Annotated in this window: 12 protein-coding genes; 6 read left to right on the top strand and 6 right to left on the bottom strand. The window is 65.2% G+C overall.

The features are described from left to right. Positions 1–512 precede the first annotated feature (512 nt). Positions 513–965, bottom strand: a complete 453-nt coding sequence (locus IB274_RS17000) for a hypothetical protein (RefSeq protein ID WP_081515347.1) — start codon at positions 963–965, stop codon at positions 513–515. Between IB274_RS17000 and trmL the strand changes: the two genes are divergently transcribed. Beyond that, a complete protein-coding gene (trmL, locus tag IB274_RS16995; protein WP_081515348.1) occupies positions 964–1,425 on the top strand; it encodes a tRNA (uridine(34)/cytosine(34)/5-carboxymethylaminomethyluridine(34)-2'-O)-methyltransferase TrmL in 462 nt (153 codons plus the stop codon). The genes IB274_RS17000 and trmL overlap by 2 nt on opposite strands. A 324-nt stretch (positions 1,426–1,749) precedes the next feature. On the opposite strand, the gene ntrC is transcribed toward trmL, so the two are convergent. The 4 genes from ntrC to IB274_RS16975 all read right to left on the bottom strand — a co-directional run bounded on the left by ntrC (position 1,750) and on the right by IB274_RS16975 (position 5,607). Further along, positions 1,750–3,180, bottom strand: a complete 1,431-nt coding sequence (ntrC, locus tag IB274_RS16990) for a two-component system response regulator NtrC (protein ID WP_192433076.1) — start codon at positions 3,178–3,180, stop codon at positions 1,750–1,752. Between the two features lie 2 nt (positions 3,181–3,182). Further along, entirely contained in the window at positions 3,183–4,259 is a 1,077-nt protein-coding gene (gene glnL / locus IB274_RS16985) for a nitrogen regulation protein NR(II) (RefSeq protein ID WP_192433075.1), read from the bottom strand. Between the two features lie 206 nt (positions 4,260–4,465). Further along, positions 4,466–5,056, bottom strand: coding sequence for a DUF4124 domain-containing protein (locus IB274_RS16980; protein ID WP_192433074.1), 591 nt, complete (start codon positions 5,054–5,056; stop codon positions 4,466–4,468). Between the two features lie 2 nt (positions 5,057–5,058). After that, positions 5,059–5,607, bottom strand: a complete 549-nt coding sequence (locus tag IB274_RS16975) for a DUF4124 domain-containing protein (RefSeq protein WP_192433073.1) — start codon at positions 5,605–5,607, stop codon at positions 5,059–5,061. 193 nt (positions 5,608–5,800) lie between these two features. On the opposite strand from IB274_RS16975, the gene IB274_RS16970 reads away from it, so the two are divergent. Continuing rightward, a complete protein-coding gene (locus IB274_RS16970; RefSeq protein ID WP_192433072.1) occupies positions 5,801–8,008 on the top strand; it encodes a mechanosensitive ion channel family protein in 2,208 nt (735 codons plus the stop codon). Positions 8,009–8,212: 204 nt separating this feature from the next. On the opposite strand, the gene glnA is transcribed toward IB274_RS16970, so the two are convergent. After that, on the bottom strand, positions 8,213–9,622 hold the full coding sequence (gene glnA / locus IB274_RS16965) for a glutamate--ammonia ligase (protein ID WP_045215805.1): 1,410 nt from the start codon (positions 9,620–9,622) through the stop codon (positions 8,213–8,215). Positions 9,623–9,953: 331 nt separating this feature from the next. Between glnA and thiI the strand changes: the two genes are divergently transcribed. The 4 genes from thiI (at position 9,954) to IB274_RS16945 (ending at position 18,789) form a co-directional block, all read left to right on the top strand. After that, a complete protein-coding gene (thiI, locus tag IB274_RS16960; RefSeq protein ID WP_081515353.1) occupies positions 9,954–11,408 on the top strand; it encodes a tRNA uracil 4-sulfurtransferase ThiI in 1,455 nt (484 codons plus the stop codon). A gap of 170 nt (positions 11,409–11,578) precedes the next feature. After that, positions 11,579–13,399: a translational GTPase TypA gene (gene typA, locus IB274_RS16955; RefSeq protein WP_138523659.1), complete on the top strand. Its 1,821-nt coding sequence runs from the start codon at positions 11,579–11,581 to the stop codon at positions 13,397–13,399. Positions 13,400–13,720: 321 nt separating this feature from the next. Continuing rightward, positions 13,721–17,428 carry a DUF2339 domain-containing protein gene (locus IB274_RS16950; RefSeq protein ID WP_192433071.1) on the top strand — a complete coding sequence of 1,236 codons (3,708 nt, stop codon included), beginning with the start codon at positions 13,721–13,723 and terminating at the stop codon, positions 17,426–17,428. Then, positions 17,425–18,789 (top strand): DUF3999 domain-containing protein, encoded by a 1,365-nt coding sequence (locus IB274_RS16945; protein WP_192433070.1) that lies wholly within the window; start codon positions 17,425–17,427, stop codon positions 18,787–18,789. Before IB274_RS16950 ends, IB274_RS16945 begins: the two co-directional genes overlap by 4 nt. The last annotated feature ends 97 nt before the right edge of the window (positions 18,790–18,886 follow it).

The raw sequence follows: 18,886 nt of genomic DNA, 5'->3' as shown, positions 1-18,886 counted from the left end.
CAAGTTTGGTGCATGCGCACTAGCAGGGCGCAGCGGGCGGCGCAGCAGGGAGGCCCTGGAATCCCCGGTTTAGAGGCCGGCGTGCGCTGCTTCGAGCGTTTGTGGATATCCCTGGAAGGGCCTGGTTACGGGGCTTTCAGCCAGCCAGGGCGCGGCTTAGGACTGGGGCGGAATACTTGGCAAGCAATCTTGGCACGCCCTCTGCAATACCCCTGATAACAGCGATTTCAGGGGCCTCGGTACAGGCAGGCTGGGGAACCCCTCTTTTACAACTTGCGAGCGTGCCGTCCGAAGCGGTGGCCGTCGCAGCCGGTTCGGGGGTCCTGGTACAGGCAGGCCGGGAAAGCCCCCTTTTTATGCCCGCAGGCGCGCTAAGGCGAGCCGCGCACCCGTTAGGGGTCCTGGTACAGGCAGGCCGGGTAAACCCCTCTTTTATGCCCGCGAGCCTCCTTTCGGAGGGTTCGCTTCCCGCTTCGGGGCCCCGGACCAGGCAGGCCGGGAAAACCCCGCTTTTATTCGGGCCGCGCGCTGATGGTCAGGCGCCACCGGCCCCCGACCTCGGCGCTGTCCCAGTTGCCCTGCAGGCGCCGGGTCGACAGCAGCGTCAGCAGAACCCCGCGCTCCCTTGGTTCCAGCTTCCAGCGCACCGGCGCATCGCCGATCCGCAACTGGCCCTGCTGCGCGTTGCCGCTGGCCTCGATCTGCACGGCCAGGGCGCCGTCCAGATGGCCGGCGCGAACGGCGGGCTGCGCGTCCAGAGTGACTACCAATCCATCGGCAGAAGGCTCTACCGCAAGGATCTGCGGGGGGCCCTCGTGTGGCGGATTCACCAGGCGGCCAAGCATCAGTCCCAGCAGCAGGCCGAGCACGCACAGCGAAACCAGCACCTTCAACCAGGGCCTGGGCCGCATTTGCTCCTTGGCGGGGGTAGAATGCCCGCCGTTCTCAGGCTCGGAGCGCTGCATGTTCCACGTAATCCTTTTTCAACCGGAAATCCCCCCAAACACCGGCAACATTATCAGGCTGTGCGCCAACGCGGGTTGCAGCCTGCACCTGATCGAGCCGCTGGGCTTCGAGCTGGACGACAAGCGTCTGCGTCGCGCCGGGCTGGATTACCACGAGTACGCCAGCGTGCGCCGTTATGCGAGCCTGGAAGAGTGCCTGGAGCAGCTCGGCCAGCCGCGCCTGTTCGCGTTCACCACCAAGGGTTCGCAGCCGTTCCACGAAGTGGCCTATGAGCGTGGCGACGCCTTCCTGTTCGGCCCGGAAAGCCGTGGCCTGCCGGAAGAAGTGCGCGACGCCCTGCCACCGGAACAGCGCGTGCGCCTGCCGATGCGTCCTGGCTGCCGTAGCCTGAACCTGTCCAACACCGTGGCTGTGACCGTCTACGAAGCCTGGCGTCAGCACGGCTTCGCGATGGATTGAGTGTTTTCTGATCAATTCGCGCAAACCCGCGCCAGGCGGGGAGCGCAGCGGCTTGCCCCAAGCTTATCCACAGGCGGGCACACAGTGGATGTGGGCAAGCCGGAAATTCCTGCACAGAAACCACGCAAACCTCCAGGCCGCGCGTGCTCTGGGCTGTAGCACGTTCCTTCCCCGTTCCGTGCACAGTGTTATCCACAGGTTCTGGGGATGGATGTTGCCGGGATATGACCGCGTTGAGCCTGCGCATCCCCTGCGCCCGCGCTGTTTGCGGGAAGCGCGGCGCAAGAAAAAGGGGCCTTCTGGCCCCTTCGTCGTGGAAGTATTTCAGTCCTCGCCGTCGTCGTCCGGGCCGTCGATCTTCATGCCCAGCTCCTTGATCTTGCGGGTCAGGGTGTTGCGGCCCCAGCCCAGCAGCACGGCGGCATCGCGGCGGCGGCCGGCGGTGTGCTTGAGCGCGGTCTCGATCATGATCCGTTCGAAAGCCGGCACGGCGGTATCCAGCAGGCTGGATTGCCCGCGCCCCAGTGCCTGGTCGGCCCAGTGGCGCAGGGCCTGTTCCCAGTTCGCGGCCGGCACGCTGTCCTGCGGCTGGGTCATCAGCTCCGGCGGCAGGTCGTCGATGTGTACCTCGCGGCCGGAAGCCATGACGGTGATCCAGCGGCAGGTGTTTTCCAGCTGGCGCACGTTGCCCGGCCAGCCGAGGTTCTTCAGGTATTCCTCGGTTTCCGGCTTGAGCAGCTTGGGCTCCACCGCCAGTTCCTGCGCGGCGCGGGAGAGGAAGTGCCGGGCCAGCGCCGGGATGTCTTCGCGGCGGTCGGCCAACCGCGGGATGTGTACGCGGATGACGTTCAGGCGGTGGAACAGGTCTTCGCGGAACTTGCCCTCGCGCACCAGGTTCTCCAGGTTCTGGTGGGTCGCGGCGATGATCCGCACGTCCACTTTCACCGGCGTATGGCCGCCCACGCGGTAGAACTCGCCGTCCGCCAGCACGCGCAGTAGGCGGGTCTGGGTGTCGGCCGGCATGTCGCCGATCTCGTCGAGGAACAGCGAGCCGCCGTCGGCCTGCTCGAAGCGTCCGCGGCGCTGGTTGGCCGCGCCGGTGAAGGCGCCTTTCTCGTGGCCGAACAGCTCGGACTCCATCAGGTCCTTGGGAATTGCCGCCATGTTCAGCGCGATGAACGGCGAGGCTGCGCGCGGGCTGTGGCGGTGCAAGGCATGGGCGACCAGCTCTTTACCGGTACCCGACTCGCCGTTGATCAACACGGTGATGTTGGAGTGCGAGAGGCGACCGATGGCGCGGAACACCTCCTGCATCGCCGGCGCCTCGCCGATGATCTCCGGCGTGCGCGTCTGGTTGGCCGGCGCTTCCAGGCCCTGTTGCTCCTGAGCGTGCTGGTTGGCGCGCTTGACCAGGGAGACCGCCTCGTCGACGTCGAAGGGCTTGGGCAGGTACTCGAAGGCACCGCCCTGGTAGGAGGCCACGGCGCTGTCCAGGTCCGAGTGCGCGGTCATGATGATGACCGGCAGGCGTGGGTGCACCTCGCGGATTTGCGCCAGCAGGTCCAGGCCGCTGGAGCCGGGCATGCGGATGTCGGAGATGATCACGTCCGGCTGTTGCCGGCCCAGGCGGCTCATCACGCTGTCGGCGCTGTCGAAGCTGACGGTGGTCATGCCTTCCTGTTGCAGGGCTTTTTCCAGTACCCAGCGGATGGAGCGGTCGTCGTCGACGATCCAGACGGTCTCTGATCGGCTCATGGTCAATGCACTCCTTGTTCCAGGGGCAGGAACAGACTGAATACGGTGTGGCCCGGATGGCTGTCGCATTCGATCAAGCCCTGGTGCTGGCTGATGATGTTCTGGGTAATCGCGAGGCCCAGGCCGGTGCCGTCGGCACGGCCACTGACCATCGGATAGAAGATGGTGTCCTGCAGTTCGGCCGGAATGCCCGGGCCGTTGTCCATGATCTCCACCTTGCACACCAGGCGATGGCGCGTATGGCCGATGGTGAACTGGCGCAGGGTGCGGGTGCGCAGGGTGATACGCCCCAGCTTGAGTTCGTTCTGCGCGGTGATCGCCTGCATGGCGTTGCGCACGATGTTGAGCACGGCCTGGATCATCTGCTCGCGGTCGATCAGCAGGTCGGGGATGCTCGGGTCGTAGTCGCGCACCAGCGGGATGGTGCCCTGGGTCTCGGCCTCCACCAGGCTGCAGACGCGTTCCAGCACTTCGTGGACGTTGGTCACCGCCAGTTGCGGAAGCTTGTTGGAGCCGAGCATGCGGTCCACCAGGTTCCGCAGGCGATCGGCTTCTTCGATGATGACGTTGGTGTAGTCCTTGAGCGATTCCTCTGGCAGCTCGCGGGAAAGCAGCTGCGCCGCGCCGCGAATGCCGCCCAGCGGGTTCTTGATCTCATGGGCCAGGCCACGCACCAGCAACTTGGTGGTTTCCTGCTTGGACAGCTGTGCCTCTTCCTTGGTGATCCGCAGCAACCGGTCGCGCGGGTGGACTTCCAGCAGCAGGAGGGTGTCGCGGCGGTCGAGGATCGGCGTCACCGCGTAGTCCACGGTGATGCTCTGGCCGGTCAGTGAGGTGAGGCTCGCCTCGCGCTTGGTGAAGGGATGCGCCTCTTCCACCGCCTGGCGCAGCGACTGCAGCGCCTCGGGCGATTCGGTGAACAGCTCGCTGATGAACTGCCCGTGGCTGCGCTGGCCGCTGACCGCCAGCAGCATTTCCGCCGCGGGGTTCATGTACTCCAGGCGCAGCTCGGCATTGAGCAGGATCACCGCCGTGGTGAGATTGTCGAGCAACAGGCGGAGCTGGGTTTCTGTAGGCATGGCGTAAGAGATGTCCCAAGACTGTGCGGGAAAATGCAAAAAGCAAACCAGGCCCTGAAAAGACGCGTATTTAGCGGCATCGCGCTGATTTGCGGTGCGCAGTCGGCCGATCCGGTCAGTGGAAGTGACCCGAAATGGGGAGAGTATAGAAAGTGGTGCAGGCGTATGCACCGATATGGTGCGTTTGTCTCTGTCCACACGCCGCGTCAGCGGTCGGCGGCGGCGAGCGGGCGGGAGGCGTCCAGGTCGGCCGATTCGGCCACGGAAACGCGGAACATATGGAAGGGCTGGCTGGGCGTCTGCTCGATGGTGCGACCGAGGGTATCGATGATCTCTACCGAAAGCTGGTGGGTGCCCCGGTCGATATTGTTCAGCGGGAACACCGGGCTGCGGCCGGGCTCGCCCACAGGCTTGCCGTCCAGCAGCAGGCGGTAGAGATGCCCGGGCAGCAGGGGCGGGTCGCTGGTGGCGGAGACGATCAGCGCGCCGTCATTGGCTCGCACGGTGGCGTCCGGCTCCGGCACGATGATGCGCAGCAGCTGGTAGGCCGGAGGGCCGGGCGGCAGAGCGGGCGTGGCCGGTGCGTACAGCGGCGGTGGCATGCGCACGCCGTTGGGGGAACCGGGCTGCGAATTGATCGGCGCCAGTTGCAGCTTCTGCGCGTTGCCGCGCGGCGGCTGATCGGTGAAGACGCGATTACCTTCCTTGTCGATGTAGGTGTAGACCTCGGCGCTGGCCGACAGGCAGAACAGCGACGACAACAGGACCGCCGACAAGAGAGTCGCCAGATAGCGCATCGTCAGCCGCCCGTCCTGGGCTGGACCTTGGGTCGTTGCGGGCTGTTGGTGCTGATGCGTTGCAGGGTGAAACTCACTGGAGCGCTGGTTTGAATCACCCGACTGCCCTGCAACACCTGGACTGCCAGGGTATGGTCGCCGCGGTCGATTTCCTGCAGGCCGATGCTGGTGCTGCTGGTCGGCGCGCCATAGGGCTGGCCGTCGAGCAGCAATTGCAGTTGATGGCCGCCAGCCAGGGCGGGCTGCACCACGACATTGACGATGAAGGTGCCGTTGTTCTGCCGCAGCGATTCGTCGTCCGGCAGGTTGCTCAGCGCAAGAATGGAGTAGGGAGTCGTGGCCTGGCTCTCAGTGCCGCTGTCGGCGGGGGCGGCGACCGGACCCTGCGGGCCTACGGTGTTGGTCGGCGGCAGTTCCACAGGCTTCGCGTCGACATTGGTCGGCGGCTGGTTGGTGAACACCGTATTGCCGTTGGCGTCGGTGTACTTGTAGATCTGCGCGCTGGCTGGCAATGCGGCGGCGAGCAGCAGGGCGGTGAGGATCAGGCGCATGAAGAATCTCCGGATGGTCCTGCCAAGCCTTGCACTGCCGACGGCAGCTGGCAAGTTGCCTATTGTCTTTCAGCGGGGCGCCGCACGTTGTGCGCTGCTGCTCGTGGGGGATCTTTCCTGCGTGGGACGGGTCCGAGCCAGGCGCCGGCCTCTGTATGATGCCGGCTAGCGTGATTTTCCATGTTTGTGGGGTATGCCTGTGATTCCGATTCGTTACCTGCTTCGTCAGTGGCTGTTGCTGTGCTGCCTGGGCCTCGGCTTGTCCGTTGCCGGGCCCGCGCTGGCGGCGCTTCCCGGGCCGCTGGCCGGGGTGACGGGCAGTGGCGAGGCGAAGGTCAGTGACGCTCAACTGGAGCAGTCGCTGAACCAGGTCATCAAGACCCTGGAGAACGACCAGCAGCGCGCCGACCTGCTGAAGAAGCTCAAGCAACTGCGCGATGCAACGAAGAAAAGCTCGGACGACCAGGGCGGCGTACTCGGTCTGATCGGCGACACCCTGGGCAGCCTGGAGCGCCAGTTCGAAGGTGCCAACAGCCCGATGGTGCGCTGGTCCGAACTGTTCCAGGGCGCCGGCTTCGAACTGGAGGTGCGCACCCCATCGCTGGCGGAGTGGCCGGGGATGATCCTCGATTTCGCCCTGGTCATCCTCATCTGGGCCTGCGTCGCCCTCGGCCTGCGTTGGATCGCCGGGCGGATGCGCAAGCGCTTCGGCCTGGAAGACGAGTTGCCGCAACATCCCAAGACACGCGACCTGCTGCTGTTCGCCCTGCGCAAGCTCGGCCCCTGGCTGGTGGCCTTCCTGATCACCGTCTACCTGTCCGTGGTGCTGCCCAGCTCGCTAGGCAAGCTGGTAGCAATGGTGATCGCCTACACCCTGGTGTGCGGCACGCTGTTCTCCGCGCTGTGCGTGATCTCCCTGTCGCTGCTCACCGGCCCGCACCGCATGCGTGCGCTGGATATCCTGCGCCGCCGCGCCTTCCGCCCGCTCTGGCTGATCGGCAGCCTCGCGGCGCTGGGCGAAGTAATGCATGACCCGCGTGTGATCGAGAGCCTGGGGATGAACATCTCGCTGTTCGTTGGCTCCGTGGCGAACATCTGCGCGGCGCTGCTCACCGCGCTGTTCGTCCTGCAGTTCCGCCGGCCCATCGCCCATCTGATCCGCAATCAGCCGCTGGAGCGCCGCCTCAAGCGCCGTGGCCTGAGCGATCTCGTGGAGTTCATCGGCTCGATCTGGTTCCTGCCGGTGCTGGTGCTCGTGGGCATCTCGCTGTTCGCCACGATCGTTACCGCTGGCGATAGCAGCTACGCCCTGCGCCGCGCCCTGGTCTGCGCCGCCGTGGCCGTCGTGGCGATGACCGTCAACGGCCTGATCCGCCGCGCACACCAGCGCTCCGCGCGGCGCGGTGCGCGTCGCCATGCGCCGTACGTCGAGCAGCTGCAGAGCTTCGGCTACACGCTGCTGCACATTGGCAGCCTGCTGTTCTTCCTTGAGATCGGCCTGCGCGTCTGGGGCATGTCGCTGGTGCGTTTCGCTGAAGGCGACGGCTCGCAGATCAGCCTCAAGCTGTTCAGCTTCGGCACCACCCTGCTGGTCGCCTGGCTGGTCTGGATCCTCACCGACACTGCGGTGCAGCACAGCCTCGGCCTGGGCGGCAAGAGGGGCGCGAACGCCCGCGCGCTGACCATGCTGCCACTGATCCGCAACGTGCTGTTCGTGACCATCGCGGTAATCGCGCTGATCGTCGCCCTGGCCAACATGGGCATGAACGTCACGCCGTTGCTCGCCGGTGCTGGTGTCATCGGTCTGGCCATCGGCTTCGGTGCGCAATCGCTGGTGGCCGACCTGATCACCGGCCTGTTCATCATCATCGAGGACTCGTTGTCCATCGACGACTATGTCGACGTCGGTGGCCACCTTGGCACGGTGGAAGGCCTGACCATCCGCACCGTGCGCCTGCGTGACCTGGATGGCGTGGTGCACACCATCCCGTTCAGCGAGATCAAGAGCATCAAGAACTACTCGCGGCAGTTCGGCTACGCCATGTTCCGCTGGCCGGTGCCGGCGAGTATGCCCATCGACGACGCGCTGGCGCTGGTCAAGGAAGTCTCCGGCGAACTGCGCGGCGACCGAACCATCAACCGCGCCATCTGGTCGCCGCTGGAAATCCAGGGCATCGAGAGCTTCGACGCCGGCCAGGCGATCCTGCGCTTCCGCTTCAAGACCGCGCCGATCCGCCAGTGGGAAGTGCAGCGCGCCTTCAACCTGCGCCTGCGGCAGAAGCTCGACAAGGCAGGGCTGGAGCTGTCCATGCCACGCCTGAACGTGCAGCTGTCGCGCATGCGCAAATCGCGCCGCGAGGATGACGAGGAGCAGGGCGCGCCGGCGGACGGCGGGATCTGATCCAGCTGCTTCTCGTAGGGGCGAGCTTGCTCGCGAACGGGTTATTCGGCAGCTCCGGTGCCGGGCGGTTCGCGAGCAAGCTCGCTCCTACAGGTCGGTGACGCCGCCCTCGCCTGTCAAAGCGCCTGTGCGCTTTCCCGAGGGCATAAAAAAGGCCTCCCGAAGGAGGCCTTAATGCTGACGCTATTTATAGGTATTCGTGGATCAGACGCTGTAGTACAGGTCGTATTCCAGCGGGTGCACGAAGGTGCGCACCTTGATTTCTTCTTCCGACTTCAGCTCGATGTAGGCATCGATGAACTCGTCGGTGAACACGCCGCCCTTGGTCAGGAACGCACGGCCCTTGTCGAGTTCTTCCAGCGCCTCTTTCAGGCTGCCGCAAACCTGCGGGATTTCCTTCGCCTCTTCCGGCGGCAGGTCGTACAGGTTCTTGTCGGCGGCATCGCCAGGGTGAATCTTGTTCTGGATGCCGTCCAGGCCGGCCATCAGCAGAGCAGCGAAGCACAGGTAGGGGTTGGCAGCCGGGTCCGGGAAGCGCGCTTCGATGCGGCGGGCTTTCGGGCTGGATACGTACGGGATACGGATCGAGGCGGAACGGTTGCGAGCCGAGTAGGCCAGCATAACCGGGGCTTCGAAGCCCGGAACCAGACGCTTGTAAGAGTTGGTGGCCGGGTTGGTGAAGCCGTTCAGGGCCTTACCGTGCTTGATGATGCCGCCGATGAAGTACAGAGCGGTATCGGACAGACCGGCATAGCCTTCGCCAGCGAAGGTGTTCTTGCCATCCTTGGAGATGGACATGTGAACGTGCATGCCCGAGCCGTTGTCGCCGTACAGCGGCTTCGGCATGAAGGTCACGGTCTTGCCGTAGGCGTCGGCTACGTTGTGGATGCAGTACTTCAGGGTCTGAACTTCGTCAGCCTTGGCAACCAGGGTGTTGAACTTCACGCCGATTTCGTTCTGGCCGGCAGTCGCCACTTCGTGGTGGTGAACTTCGATGACCAGGCCCATTTCTTCCATGGCGTTACACATGGCGGTACGGATTTCGTGGTCGTGGTCGACCGGCGGTACCGGGAAGTAGCCGCCCTTGACGCCCGGACGGTGACCTTTGTTGCCGGTCTCGATGTCAGCGTCGGTGTTCCAGGAAGCCTGCTCGGAGAAGATCTTGAACATCGAGCCGGAGATATCGGACTTGAACTTCACTTCGTCGAAGATGAAGAACTCCGGCTCCGGGCCGACGAATACGGTGTCACCGATACCGGTGGACTTCAGGTACTCCTCGGCGCGCTTGGCGATGTTGCGCGGGTCGCGCTCGTAGCCTTGCATGGTGCTCGGCTCGATGATGTCGCAAACGATGATCAGGGTCGGCTCTTCGGTGAACGGGTCGAGTACGGCGGTGCTGTCGTCCGGGAGCAGGATCATGTCGGAGGCTTCGATGCCCTTCCAGCCTTCGATGGAGGAGCCATCGAACATCTTGCCGGCTTCGAAGAACTCGTCGTCCAGCGCGTCGCGGGCGGGCATGGTGACGTGCTGCTGCTTGCCTTTGGTATCGGTGAAGCGCAGGTCAACCCACTTCACGTCATGATCTTTGATCAGTTGTTGCGACTTGTACGACATGCTGTCCTCCAGGAGGGATTAGAGCTGGGAGCTTTCTGTGCCCCAGTAACGGGTGATGCCGGCCGGCATAGTCGGCCAGGGCAACCTGCCTCACAAGAGAGCAAGTTGCGTGCCAGTGCCCGTAAATGGGCAGAGGCCCTGAAATCACGGGGTGTGGCGGGTGTTATAGAGGATTGCGCGATAATAGTGCACCGCTTTGGTGCTTCATCGTGGTGCGTCAGTCCATTTTGGTGCACTAAAAAGAAAGTCTCCGATTTCTGCTCAAGTCTTGAGCAATTTCGGATATAATTCCGCCCCTTTTTTTCAGTCCCATGGCAATCGCCCGATCCGCATGAAACTCATCGTCAAGGTCTTCCAGGAAATCACCATCAAGAGCCGGCCGGTGCGCAAGCGCTTCATCCGCCAGCTGGCGAAGAACATTCGCACGGTGCTCCGCGATCTCGATCCCGAGCTGCTGGTCGAAGGCGAGTGGGACAACCTCGAGGTCGAGACCAAGGTCACCGACCCGAAAGCCCTGCGCGAGATGATCGAGCGCCTGACCTGCACGCCGGGCATCGGCCACTTCCTGGAAGTGCACGAATACCCGCTGGGCGATTTCGACGACATCCTCGAGAAGTGCAAGGCGCACTTCGGCGACCAGCTGCCGGGCAAGATCTTCTCCATGCGCTGCAAGCGCGCGGGCAAGCACCCCTTCACCTCCATCGATGTGGAGCGCTACGTCGGCGGCGGCCTGCGCCAGCATTGCGGCGCGGCGGGCGTGTCGCTGAAGAACCCGGAAGTGCAAGTGCGCGTGGAAATCCGCCATGACCGCCTCTATGTGATCCACGCCCAGCACGATGGCCTCGGCGGCTACCCGCTGGGCGCGCTGGAACAGGTGCTGGTGCTGATGTCCGGTGGCTTCGACTCCACCGTGGCGGCCTACCAGATGATGCGCCGCGGCATGATCAGCCACTTCGTGTTCTTCAACCTCGGCGGCCGTGCCCACGAACTGGGCGTGATGGAAGTCGCGCACTACCTGTGGAAGAAGTACGGCAGTTCCCAGCGCGTGCTGTTCGTCAGCGTGCCCTTCGAGGAAGTGGTCGGCGAGATTCTCACCAAGGTCGACGACAGCTACATGGGCGTGACGCTCAAGCGCATGATGCTGCGCGCCGCGAGCCGCGTGGCCGAGCGCCTGGAGATCGACGCACTGGTGACCGGCGAGGCGATTTCCCAGGTCTCCAGCCAGACCCTGCCGAACCTCTCGGTGATCGACCGGGTGACCGACACCCTGGTCCTGCGCCCGCTGATCGTCAGCCACAAGCAGGACATCATCGACACCGCGACGAAGATCGGCACCGCCGAGTTCGCCAAGCACATGCCAGAATACTGCGGCGTGATTTCGGTAAACCCGACCACCCAGGCCAAGCCGTACCGCGTCGACCACGAAGAAACCAAGTTCGACATGGCCGTGCTCGACCGCGCCCTGGAGCGTTCCACCCAGATGACCGTCGACCGCGTGATCGACGAGCTGGGCAAGGACCTGGCCGTGGAAATGGTCGACGAAGTGCTGGCCGGGCAGATCGTCGTGGACATCCGTCACCCGGATGCCCAGGAAGATGAACCGCTGGCCATCGAGGGCATCGAAGTCCTGGCCATGCCGTTCTACGCGATCAACAGCAAGTTCAAGGAACTGGACCCCAACCGCCAGTACCTCCTGTATTGCGACAAGGGCGTGATGAGTCGCCTGCACGCCCACCACCTGGTCAACGAAGGGCACACCAATGTGCGTGTTTACCGTCCGCAATAAAGGCGCGGACCAACGCCGCCAGCCCGGACTGTTCGGCGGCAGTATCCGCCACCGACCTCCCGACACATTCGGTGCGTAGGCTCATGCCCTGACCTTTTGCACCGCCGCGCCACGGCCCGGCCCCCGCTGCCGAAAACGGCAGCCGAAGATTCACTATCGAGACTGACACTGTGATCGAAAAACTGCGCAACATCGCCATCATCGCCCACGTCGACCATGGCAAGACCACCCTCGTAGACAAGCTCCTGCGCCTGTCCGGCACCCTCGACCGCAAAGAAGCGGAGAACGAGCGTGTGATGGACTCCAACGACCAGGAAAAAGAGCGTGGCATCACCATTCTGGCGAAGAACACCGCCCTGAAATGGAATGACTACAGCATCAACATCGTCGACACCCCCGGCCACGCCGACTTCGGCGGTGAGGTTGAGCGCGTGATGTCGATGGTCGACTCTGTACTGCTGGTGGTCGACGCCCAGGACGGCCCCATGCCGCAGACCCGCTTCGTGACCCAGAAGGCGTTCAAGGCCGGCCTGCGCCCGATCGTCGTGGTGAACAAGATCGACCGTCCGGGCGCGCGTCCTGACTGGGTCATCGACCAGATCTTCGACCTGTTCGACAACCTCGGTGCCACCGACGAGCAGCTGGACTTCCCGATCGTCTACGCCAGTGCCCTGAACGGCATCGCCGGCATGGACCACGAGAAGATGGACGACAACATGGACGCGCTGTTCCAGGCGATCATCGACCACGTTCCGGCGCCGAAAGTCGACGTCGACGGTCCGTTCCAGATGCAGATCTCCCAGCTGGACTACAACAGCTTCCTCGGCGTGATCGGCATCGGCCGTATCGCCCGCGGCAAGGTCAAGACCAACACCCCGGTCGTGGCCATCAGCGACGACGGCACCAAGCGCAACGGCCGCATCCTGAAGATCATGGGTCACTCGGGCCTGCAGCGCGTTGAAGTCGCTGAAGCCGAAGCCGGTGACATCGTCTGCGTCTCGGGCATGGACGAGCTGTACATCTCCGACACCCTGTGCGACCCGCAGAACGTCGAAGCGCGCCCGCCGCTGACCGTTGACCAGCCGACCGTGAGCATGACCTTCCAGGTCAACGACTCGCCGTTCGCCGGTAAGGAAGGCAAGTTCGTCACCAGCCGCAACATCAAGGACCGTCTGGACAAGGAACTGCTGCACAACGTGGCCCTGCGCGTCGAGCAAGGCGACTCCCCGGAGAAGTTCAAGGTCTCCGGCCGTGGCGAACTGCACCTCTCGGTTCTGATCGAAACCATGCGCCGTGAAGGCTTCGAACTGGCCGTAGGCCGTCCGGAAGTGGTCATCATCGAGACCGCCGAAGGCGAGAAGCAGGAGCCTTACGAGAACGTCACCATCGACATCGAAGAGCAGCACCAGGGCTCGGTGATGGAACAGATGGGCCTGCGCAAGGGCGATCTGACCAACATGATCCCCGACGGCAAGGGCCGCGTGCGCCTGGAATACACCATCCCGGCGCGTGGCCTGATCGGCTTCCGTAACAACTTCCTGACCCTGACCTCGGGTACCGGCATCCTGACCTCGACCTTCAGCCACTACGGCCCGATCAAGGCAGGCGAAGTGACCAACCGTCAGAACGGCGTACTGGTTTCCATGGCCACCGGCACCGCGCTGACCTACTCGCTGGAAACCCTGCAAAGCCGCGGCAAGCTGTTCCTCGGCCCAGGCGACGAGATCTACGAAGGCCAGCTGGCCGGCATCAACAGCCGTGACAACGACCTGGTGATCAACCCCACCAAAGGCAAGAAGCTCGACAACATGCGCGCTTCGGGCAAGGACGAAGTCATCGCCCTGGTTCCGCCGATCCGCTTCACCCTGGAGCAGGCGCTGGAATTCATCGCTGATGACGAGCTGGTGGAAGTGACGCCGAAGTCGATCCGTCTGCGCAAGAAAATGCTCAACGAGAACGACCGCAAGCGCTACGAACGCGCCAAGGTCTGATCGATCAGCAGTGAAAAAGCCGGGCTCATGCCCGGCTTTTTTTTGCCTGTCGCAAGGCGCGGGCGCTTTTCGTAGGGCGAGTCACCCGGCGGCCCTAGTGCTCGCGAACGGATCGCCTGACAGCGCTGGCGCTGGACGGGATGGCACTGGGCAGTAAATCGAAGCGCGTCACGTGGCTGGAAGGGGGCGTCGCGGCGTCTGATCCTGTGAAGCTGAGAGATAGTGAACGCAGGCCAGGGACTTGGGCCGATATACTCAGCCTCCCGGACCTTGCCGTCCGGGTCGGGATGGACTCGCACAGAACCTCAAGGATTCGAAAGCATGCAATGGATTTTCATGCTGGTCGGCCTGGTCATCGGCGCCGCTGCGGGCGAGTCGATCACCGGGGCGGTATTGGGCGCGGTGGTTGGCCTCGCACTGGGGCAGACCTTCGCGCTGCATAGCCTGCAGCGGGAGAACGCGAGCCTTCGCGGTGAGCTGAAGGCCTTCGGCGAGCGCTTTGACCAGGGCACCAAGGCACTATATGAGCGCCTGCTGCAGGTGGAACGTGGCACGAGCGGGCAGACGCCGCCGGCCAGCGTCGAGCACGTTGCGCCGCAAATGCCGGCCGCACAGGACGTGCCCGAGCCCGAGACACCTGTCAGCGAACCTGCTGCTGCCGAGCTGGAGTGGAACATCGAACTGCCCACCGACGAGCTGGCGCCGACTCCGGCGGCTGCCGCGCGGGTAGAGGCGCCCATCGAGTGGTCCGACCTGGTGCTCGAACCGATGCAAAGGCCTGCCTCCCAGGCTCGCGCCGAGGAGTCCGAGGCCCAGCCGCAGCCGGCGCCTTCCGCACCACCGCTGCCGCCATCTCCGCCCGTGCCTTCCCTGTTCGACCGCGCCTTCGGCGCCGCCCGCGACTGGCTGCTGGGCGGCAACACCGTGCTGCGCGTCGGCGTTGTGCTGCTGTTCCTCGGCCTGGCCTTCCTGCTGCGCTACGCCACCGAAGGCATGACCATGCCGCCGCAAGGCCCCTACATCGGCACCGCCGCCGCCGCGTTGGCGCTGCTCGGGCTCGGTTGGTGGCTGCGTCACCGGCGCCCGGCCTATGCATTGATCCTCCAGGGCACCGGCGTCGCCGTGCTCTACCTGACGGTGTTCGCCAGCATCAAGCTGTACCCGGCGATGAACCATGGCGAAGTGCTGATCGATCCGAAGGCCGGCTTCGTGCTGCTGGTGGCGGTCACCCTGTTCTCGGCGATTCTCGCCATCCTGCAGGACGCCGTGGGCCTTGCCGCCGCCGCGGCGCTGGGCGGTTTCGCCGCGCCGATCCTGGCGTCCACCGGCGGTGGCAGCCACGTCGCGTTGTTCAGCTACTTCGCCCTGCTCAATACCGGCATCTTCGCCATCGCTTGGTTCAAGGCCTGGCGAATGCTTAACCTGATCGGTTTCTTCGGCACCTTCGGTATCGGTCTGGCCTGGGGACTGCGGTCATACAAGCCGGAGCTGCTCGGCACGACCGAGCCGTTCCTGATCCTGTTCTTCCTCACCTACGTCGCCATCGGTCTGCTGTTCGCCCGCCGTCGCCTGCGCGAGGCGACTGGCGAGCCGGAGGATGATTCCCGCGAGGCGCTGCTGCGCTGGTCGGCGCGGCAGACCGACTACGTCGACGGCACCGTGCTGTTCGGCACGCCGCTGGTGGGCTTCGGTCTGCAATACGGGATCATCCAGCATCTGGAGTTCGGCGCGGCGTTCAGCGCCTTGGCGCTGGGCCTGTTCTACATGGTGCTCGCTCGCCTCCTGGCCGGGCGCACCGCCGGCCGTGCGCTGCTGCTGGTGGAAGCCTGTCTGGCGCTGGGCGTAGTGTTCGGCACGCTGGCGATCCCGCTGGGCCTGGATGCACGCTGGACCTCCGCCGCCTGGGCTGTGGAAGGCGCCGGCATCTTCTGGCTCGGCTTGCGCCAACAGCGGCCGCTGGCGCGGATTTTCGCCTTGCTGCTGCAAATCGGTGCGGCACTGGCCTTCCTCGGCGAACTGCGCGCCGACCCGCAGTCGCTGACGCTGCTCGACGGCGCACCGCTGGGCGCATTGATGCTCGGCGTGGCGCTGCTGTTCAGCTTCTGGAATCTGCGCAATGCCGATGCGCAAACCCTGCGCAGTTGGGAGCCGAATGCCTGCCCGGTGCTGGCGGCCTTCGGCCTCGCCTTCCTCTACCTGATCGCGCCGCTGCTGATGGGCGCGGACGGCACGGCCATGAGCTGGGCCGTGGCCGGTCTGGCGACCCTGTTCGCCGCGCTGCGCCTGCGCTCGCGCACCTTCCTGGCCTGCGCCTTTGCGGTGCAATTGCTGGGCGGTGCGGTGTTCCTCCTGCATCTGCATGGCGCGCAGGAGGGCAGTGGTGTGCTCGGCTCGGGTTGGCGCGGGCTGGTGACTGCCTCGCTGATCGGCCTGGCGCTGATCGCTGCCATGCTGATCGCCGCGCGCGATTCCCTGGTGCGTGACGACCGCCGGTTGATGCTCGGCCTGAGTGTGGTTCTGCTGCTGGGCCTGGCCTTTATCAACCTCGCCGTACTCTTCGTGCTGTCGTGGCAGACCGCCGCCGCCGTCTGGGCCGGCAGCGGCCTGCTGATCCTCTGGCTGAGCCTGCAATTGCAGCAGCGCGCGGCCTTCGTCTTCGGCCTGGTGCTGCAGGTGATCGGTGCCGGGGCCTTCCTGCTCGGCGGCTCGGCACTGTTTGGCGACTTGCCCAGCGAGGGTCTGAAACCGCTGGCGCACATGGGCTTCTGGACACCTACGGTGCTGGCGCTGGCCGCGCTGGTTGGCGCCTGGCGCCTGCACCGGGCCAGCGAACGCGAGCGCAACCTGGCGCTGGGTGGCCTTGGCCTGGAGCAGTTGTCGCAGCTGCTGCTGGTGTGGGGCGCCGGTTGGTGGGCGCTGACCGCGTTGTGGGAGATCGCCCGCTTCGTGCCCGGCGAGATGCGAGAGCACGTGGCACTGCTGGTGGCGGCAATCAGCGTCGGCCTCTGGTCGCTGCTGGCGCGTCGCGAGCAATGGCGCGCGCTGGCGCTGCTGTGCCTGGCGCTGGTGCCGGTGTCGCTGGTGGCGCTGGCCAGCGCCTGGAACCCGCAGTACCACCCGCTGGCCGAACTGGGCTGGCTCGGCTGGCTGCTGGTGTTCGCGGTGCACTTCTTCACCCTGCGCCGACTGGCTGCACTGCTGCCGCACCGTGCTGCGCAGGCGGCCCATGTGCTGGGCTGCTGGCTGATCCTCGGCGTGCTGGCGCTGGAACTGCGCTACCTGTTCTTCGCCCTGGCCGAGCATTACAACGCCTGGCGCTGGCTGGGCTGGGCGCTGGTGCCGAGCCTGTTCCTCATCCTCATGGGTGGGGTCGCACGCCTGCCGTGGCCGGTGGCGGCCTTCGAGCGTGAGTACCGCGCCATCGCCGCCGCCCCGGTAGCCCTGGCGCTGCTGGGCTGGTTCTGGCTGGTCAACCTGTTCAGCAACGGAGCGGCTGACCCGCTGCCCTACCTGCCGCTGGTGAACCCGCTGGAGCTGGGCATGCTCATCGTGCTGGCGGCGATCTTCCAGTGGACGCGCCTGGGCCTGCCGCAACTGGGCGTGGCCGAGTCGACCCTGCGCCTGCCGGTGCAGGCGGTGCTCGGCGCTTCGCTGTTCGCCCTGCTGACCATGGCCGTGTGCCGTACCGCGCACCACTGGGGCGGCGTGTCGTTCGAGTTCGACTCCTTGAGCCAGTCGATGCTGGTGCAGGCCGGGTTGTCCATCGTCTGGGCGCTGATCGCCCTGGGCCTGATGATCGCCGGGCATCTGCGTGGTCGCCGCGACTTCTGGCTGGTTGGTGCGGTGCTGCTGGTCGTGGTGGTGATCAAGCTGTTCCTCGTCGACCGCGCCAGCGGCGGCAGCCTGGAACGCATCATTTCCTTCATCGGCGTCGGCGTGCTGATGCTGATCGTTGGCTACTTCGCGCCGCTGCCGCCGCGCCGGCCGGTGCCTGAAGAGCAACCGCAACAGGAGCAACCCTCCGCATGAAGCTCAATACCTTCGTTCTGCTCGCAGGTGCCTGCCTGTTGGGCAACCAGGCGAGTGCCGCGCCCACGCCGGCGGACTTCGCCAACCGCGTTCCGCTGGAAGTGTCCGGCGACGGTCCGTGGTACCGCGTGCAATTGCCCATCGAGGTGCTGTTCGCGGCCCGCCATGGCGACTTGCGCGACGTACGCATCTTCAACGCCGAAGGCGAGGCGCTGCCCTACAGCCTGCGCTCCAGTGCGGCCAGCGAGAAGGAGGTGCGCAGCGAAGTGCAGGCGCGCATCTTCCCGCTGCGCGGTGCTTCCGGCAGCGCGGCCGGCGACAACCTGAAGATCGTCCGCAGCACCACCGGCACCATCCTCGAAATCACTCCGAACGCGCCTGCCCAGGGCAAGACCCAGGAACTGCGCGGCTGGCTGCTGGAAACCGGTTCCGGCGATTTGCCACTGGATCGCTTGCAGCTGGACTGGACGGCGGACAGCGACGGCTTCCAGCGCCTGCGCATCGAGGCCAGCGACGACCTGGAGCACTGGCGTTCCCTGGGGGAAGGGCAGCTGGCGCGGCTGGATTTCAACGGCCAACGCATCGAACAGAACGACATCGCGCTGCCCGGCCAGGCGGCGCGCTATCTGCGCCTTTGGTGGGAGTCGCCGGAGCAGGCCGCGCAACTGGTCGGCGCCACGCTCAGCGGCAGCCGCAGCAGTAGCGGCCCGGTACCGATGCTCTGGTCCGAGCCGCTGGCGGCCAAGGCCGACAACAACGGCGACTTCAGCTGGAGCCTGCCGCTGGCGCTGCCAGTGGAGCGCGTGCGGATTCCCCTGCAGCAGGACAACACCCTGGCGCCGGTGGTGATCTCCGGCCGCCATGACGGCAATGTGCAGTGGACTCCCCTGACGCGCGGCGTGCTGTATCGCCTGCCGGGGCAGGGCGGAGAAATCACCCAGGAAGAGCTGGAACTGCCCGGCACCACCCTGGGCGAGCTGCGCTTGCAGGTGGATTCGCGCGGCGGCGGCCTGGGCGGTTCGACGGCGCATCTGAGCGTGGGGGTTCGTGCCAGCGAGCTGGTATTCCTCGCCCGCGGCGGCGCGCCTTACGAACTGGTGGTGGGCGGCAGCTCCATCAGCGATGGCAGCCTGCCGCTGACCACCCTGGTGCCGGGCTACGAGCCCAAGCGCCTGGCGAGCATGGGCGAAGCACGGCTCAAGGGCACTCTTCAAGCGCCGGCGACACAATTGCCGGCGAATACAGCCAAGGTTGATACCCACTGGAAACGCTACGGCCTTTGGGCGTTGCTGCTGGCAGGCGTCGGCCTGCTCGCGCTGATGGCGCTGAGCCTGTTGCGAAGCAATCGTCAGGCGCGCTGATCGACGCGGATCGCCGCAAGATAGGGGTGTCGCCTGTAGAAATTCTGATACTGTCTTGGTTGTTCTGATTGCCAAATAACAACAAAGCATGGAGTAG

It is taken from the genome of Pseudomonas sp. PDM18, assembly GCF_014852585.1.
Taxonomy (GTDB): Bacteria; Pseudomonadota; Gammaproteobacteria; order Pseudomonadales; family Pseudomonadaceae; genus Pseudomonas.
The sequence above is the reverse complement of the archived record's forward strand: the minus strand, read 5'-3'. Positions and strand labels throughout refer to the sequence as shown.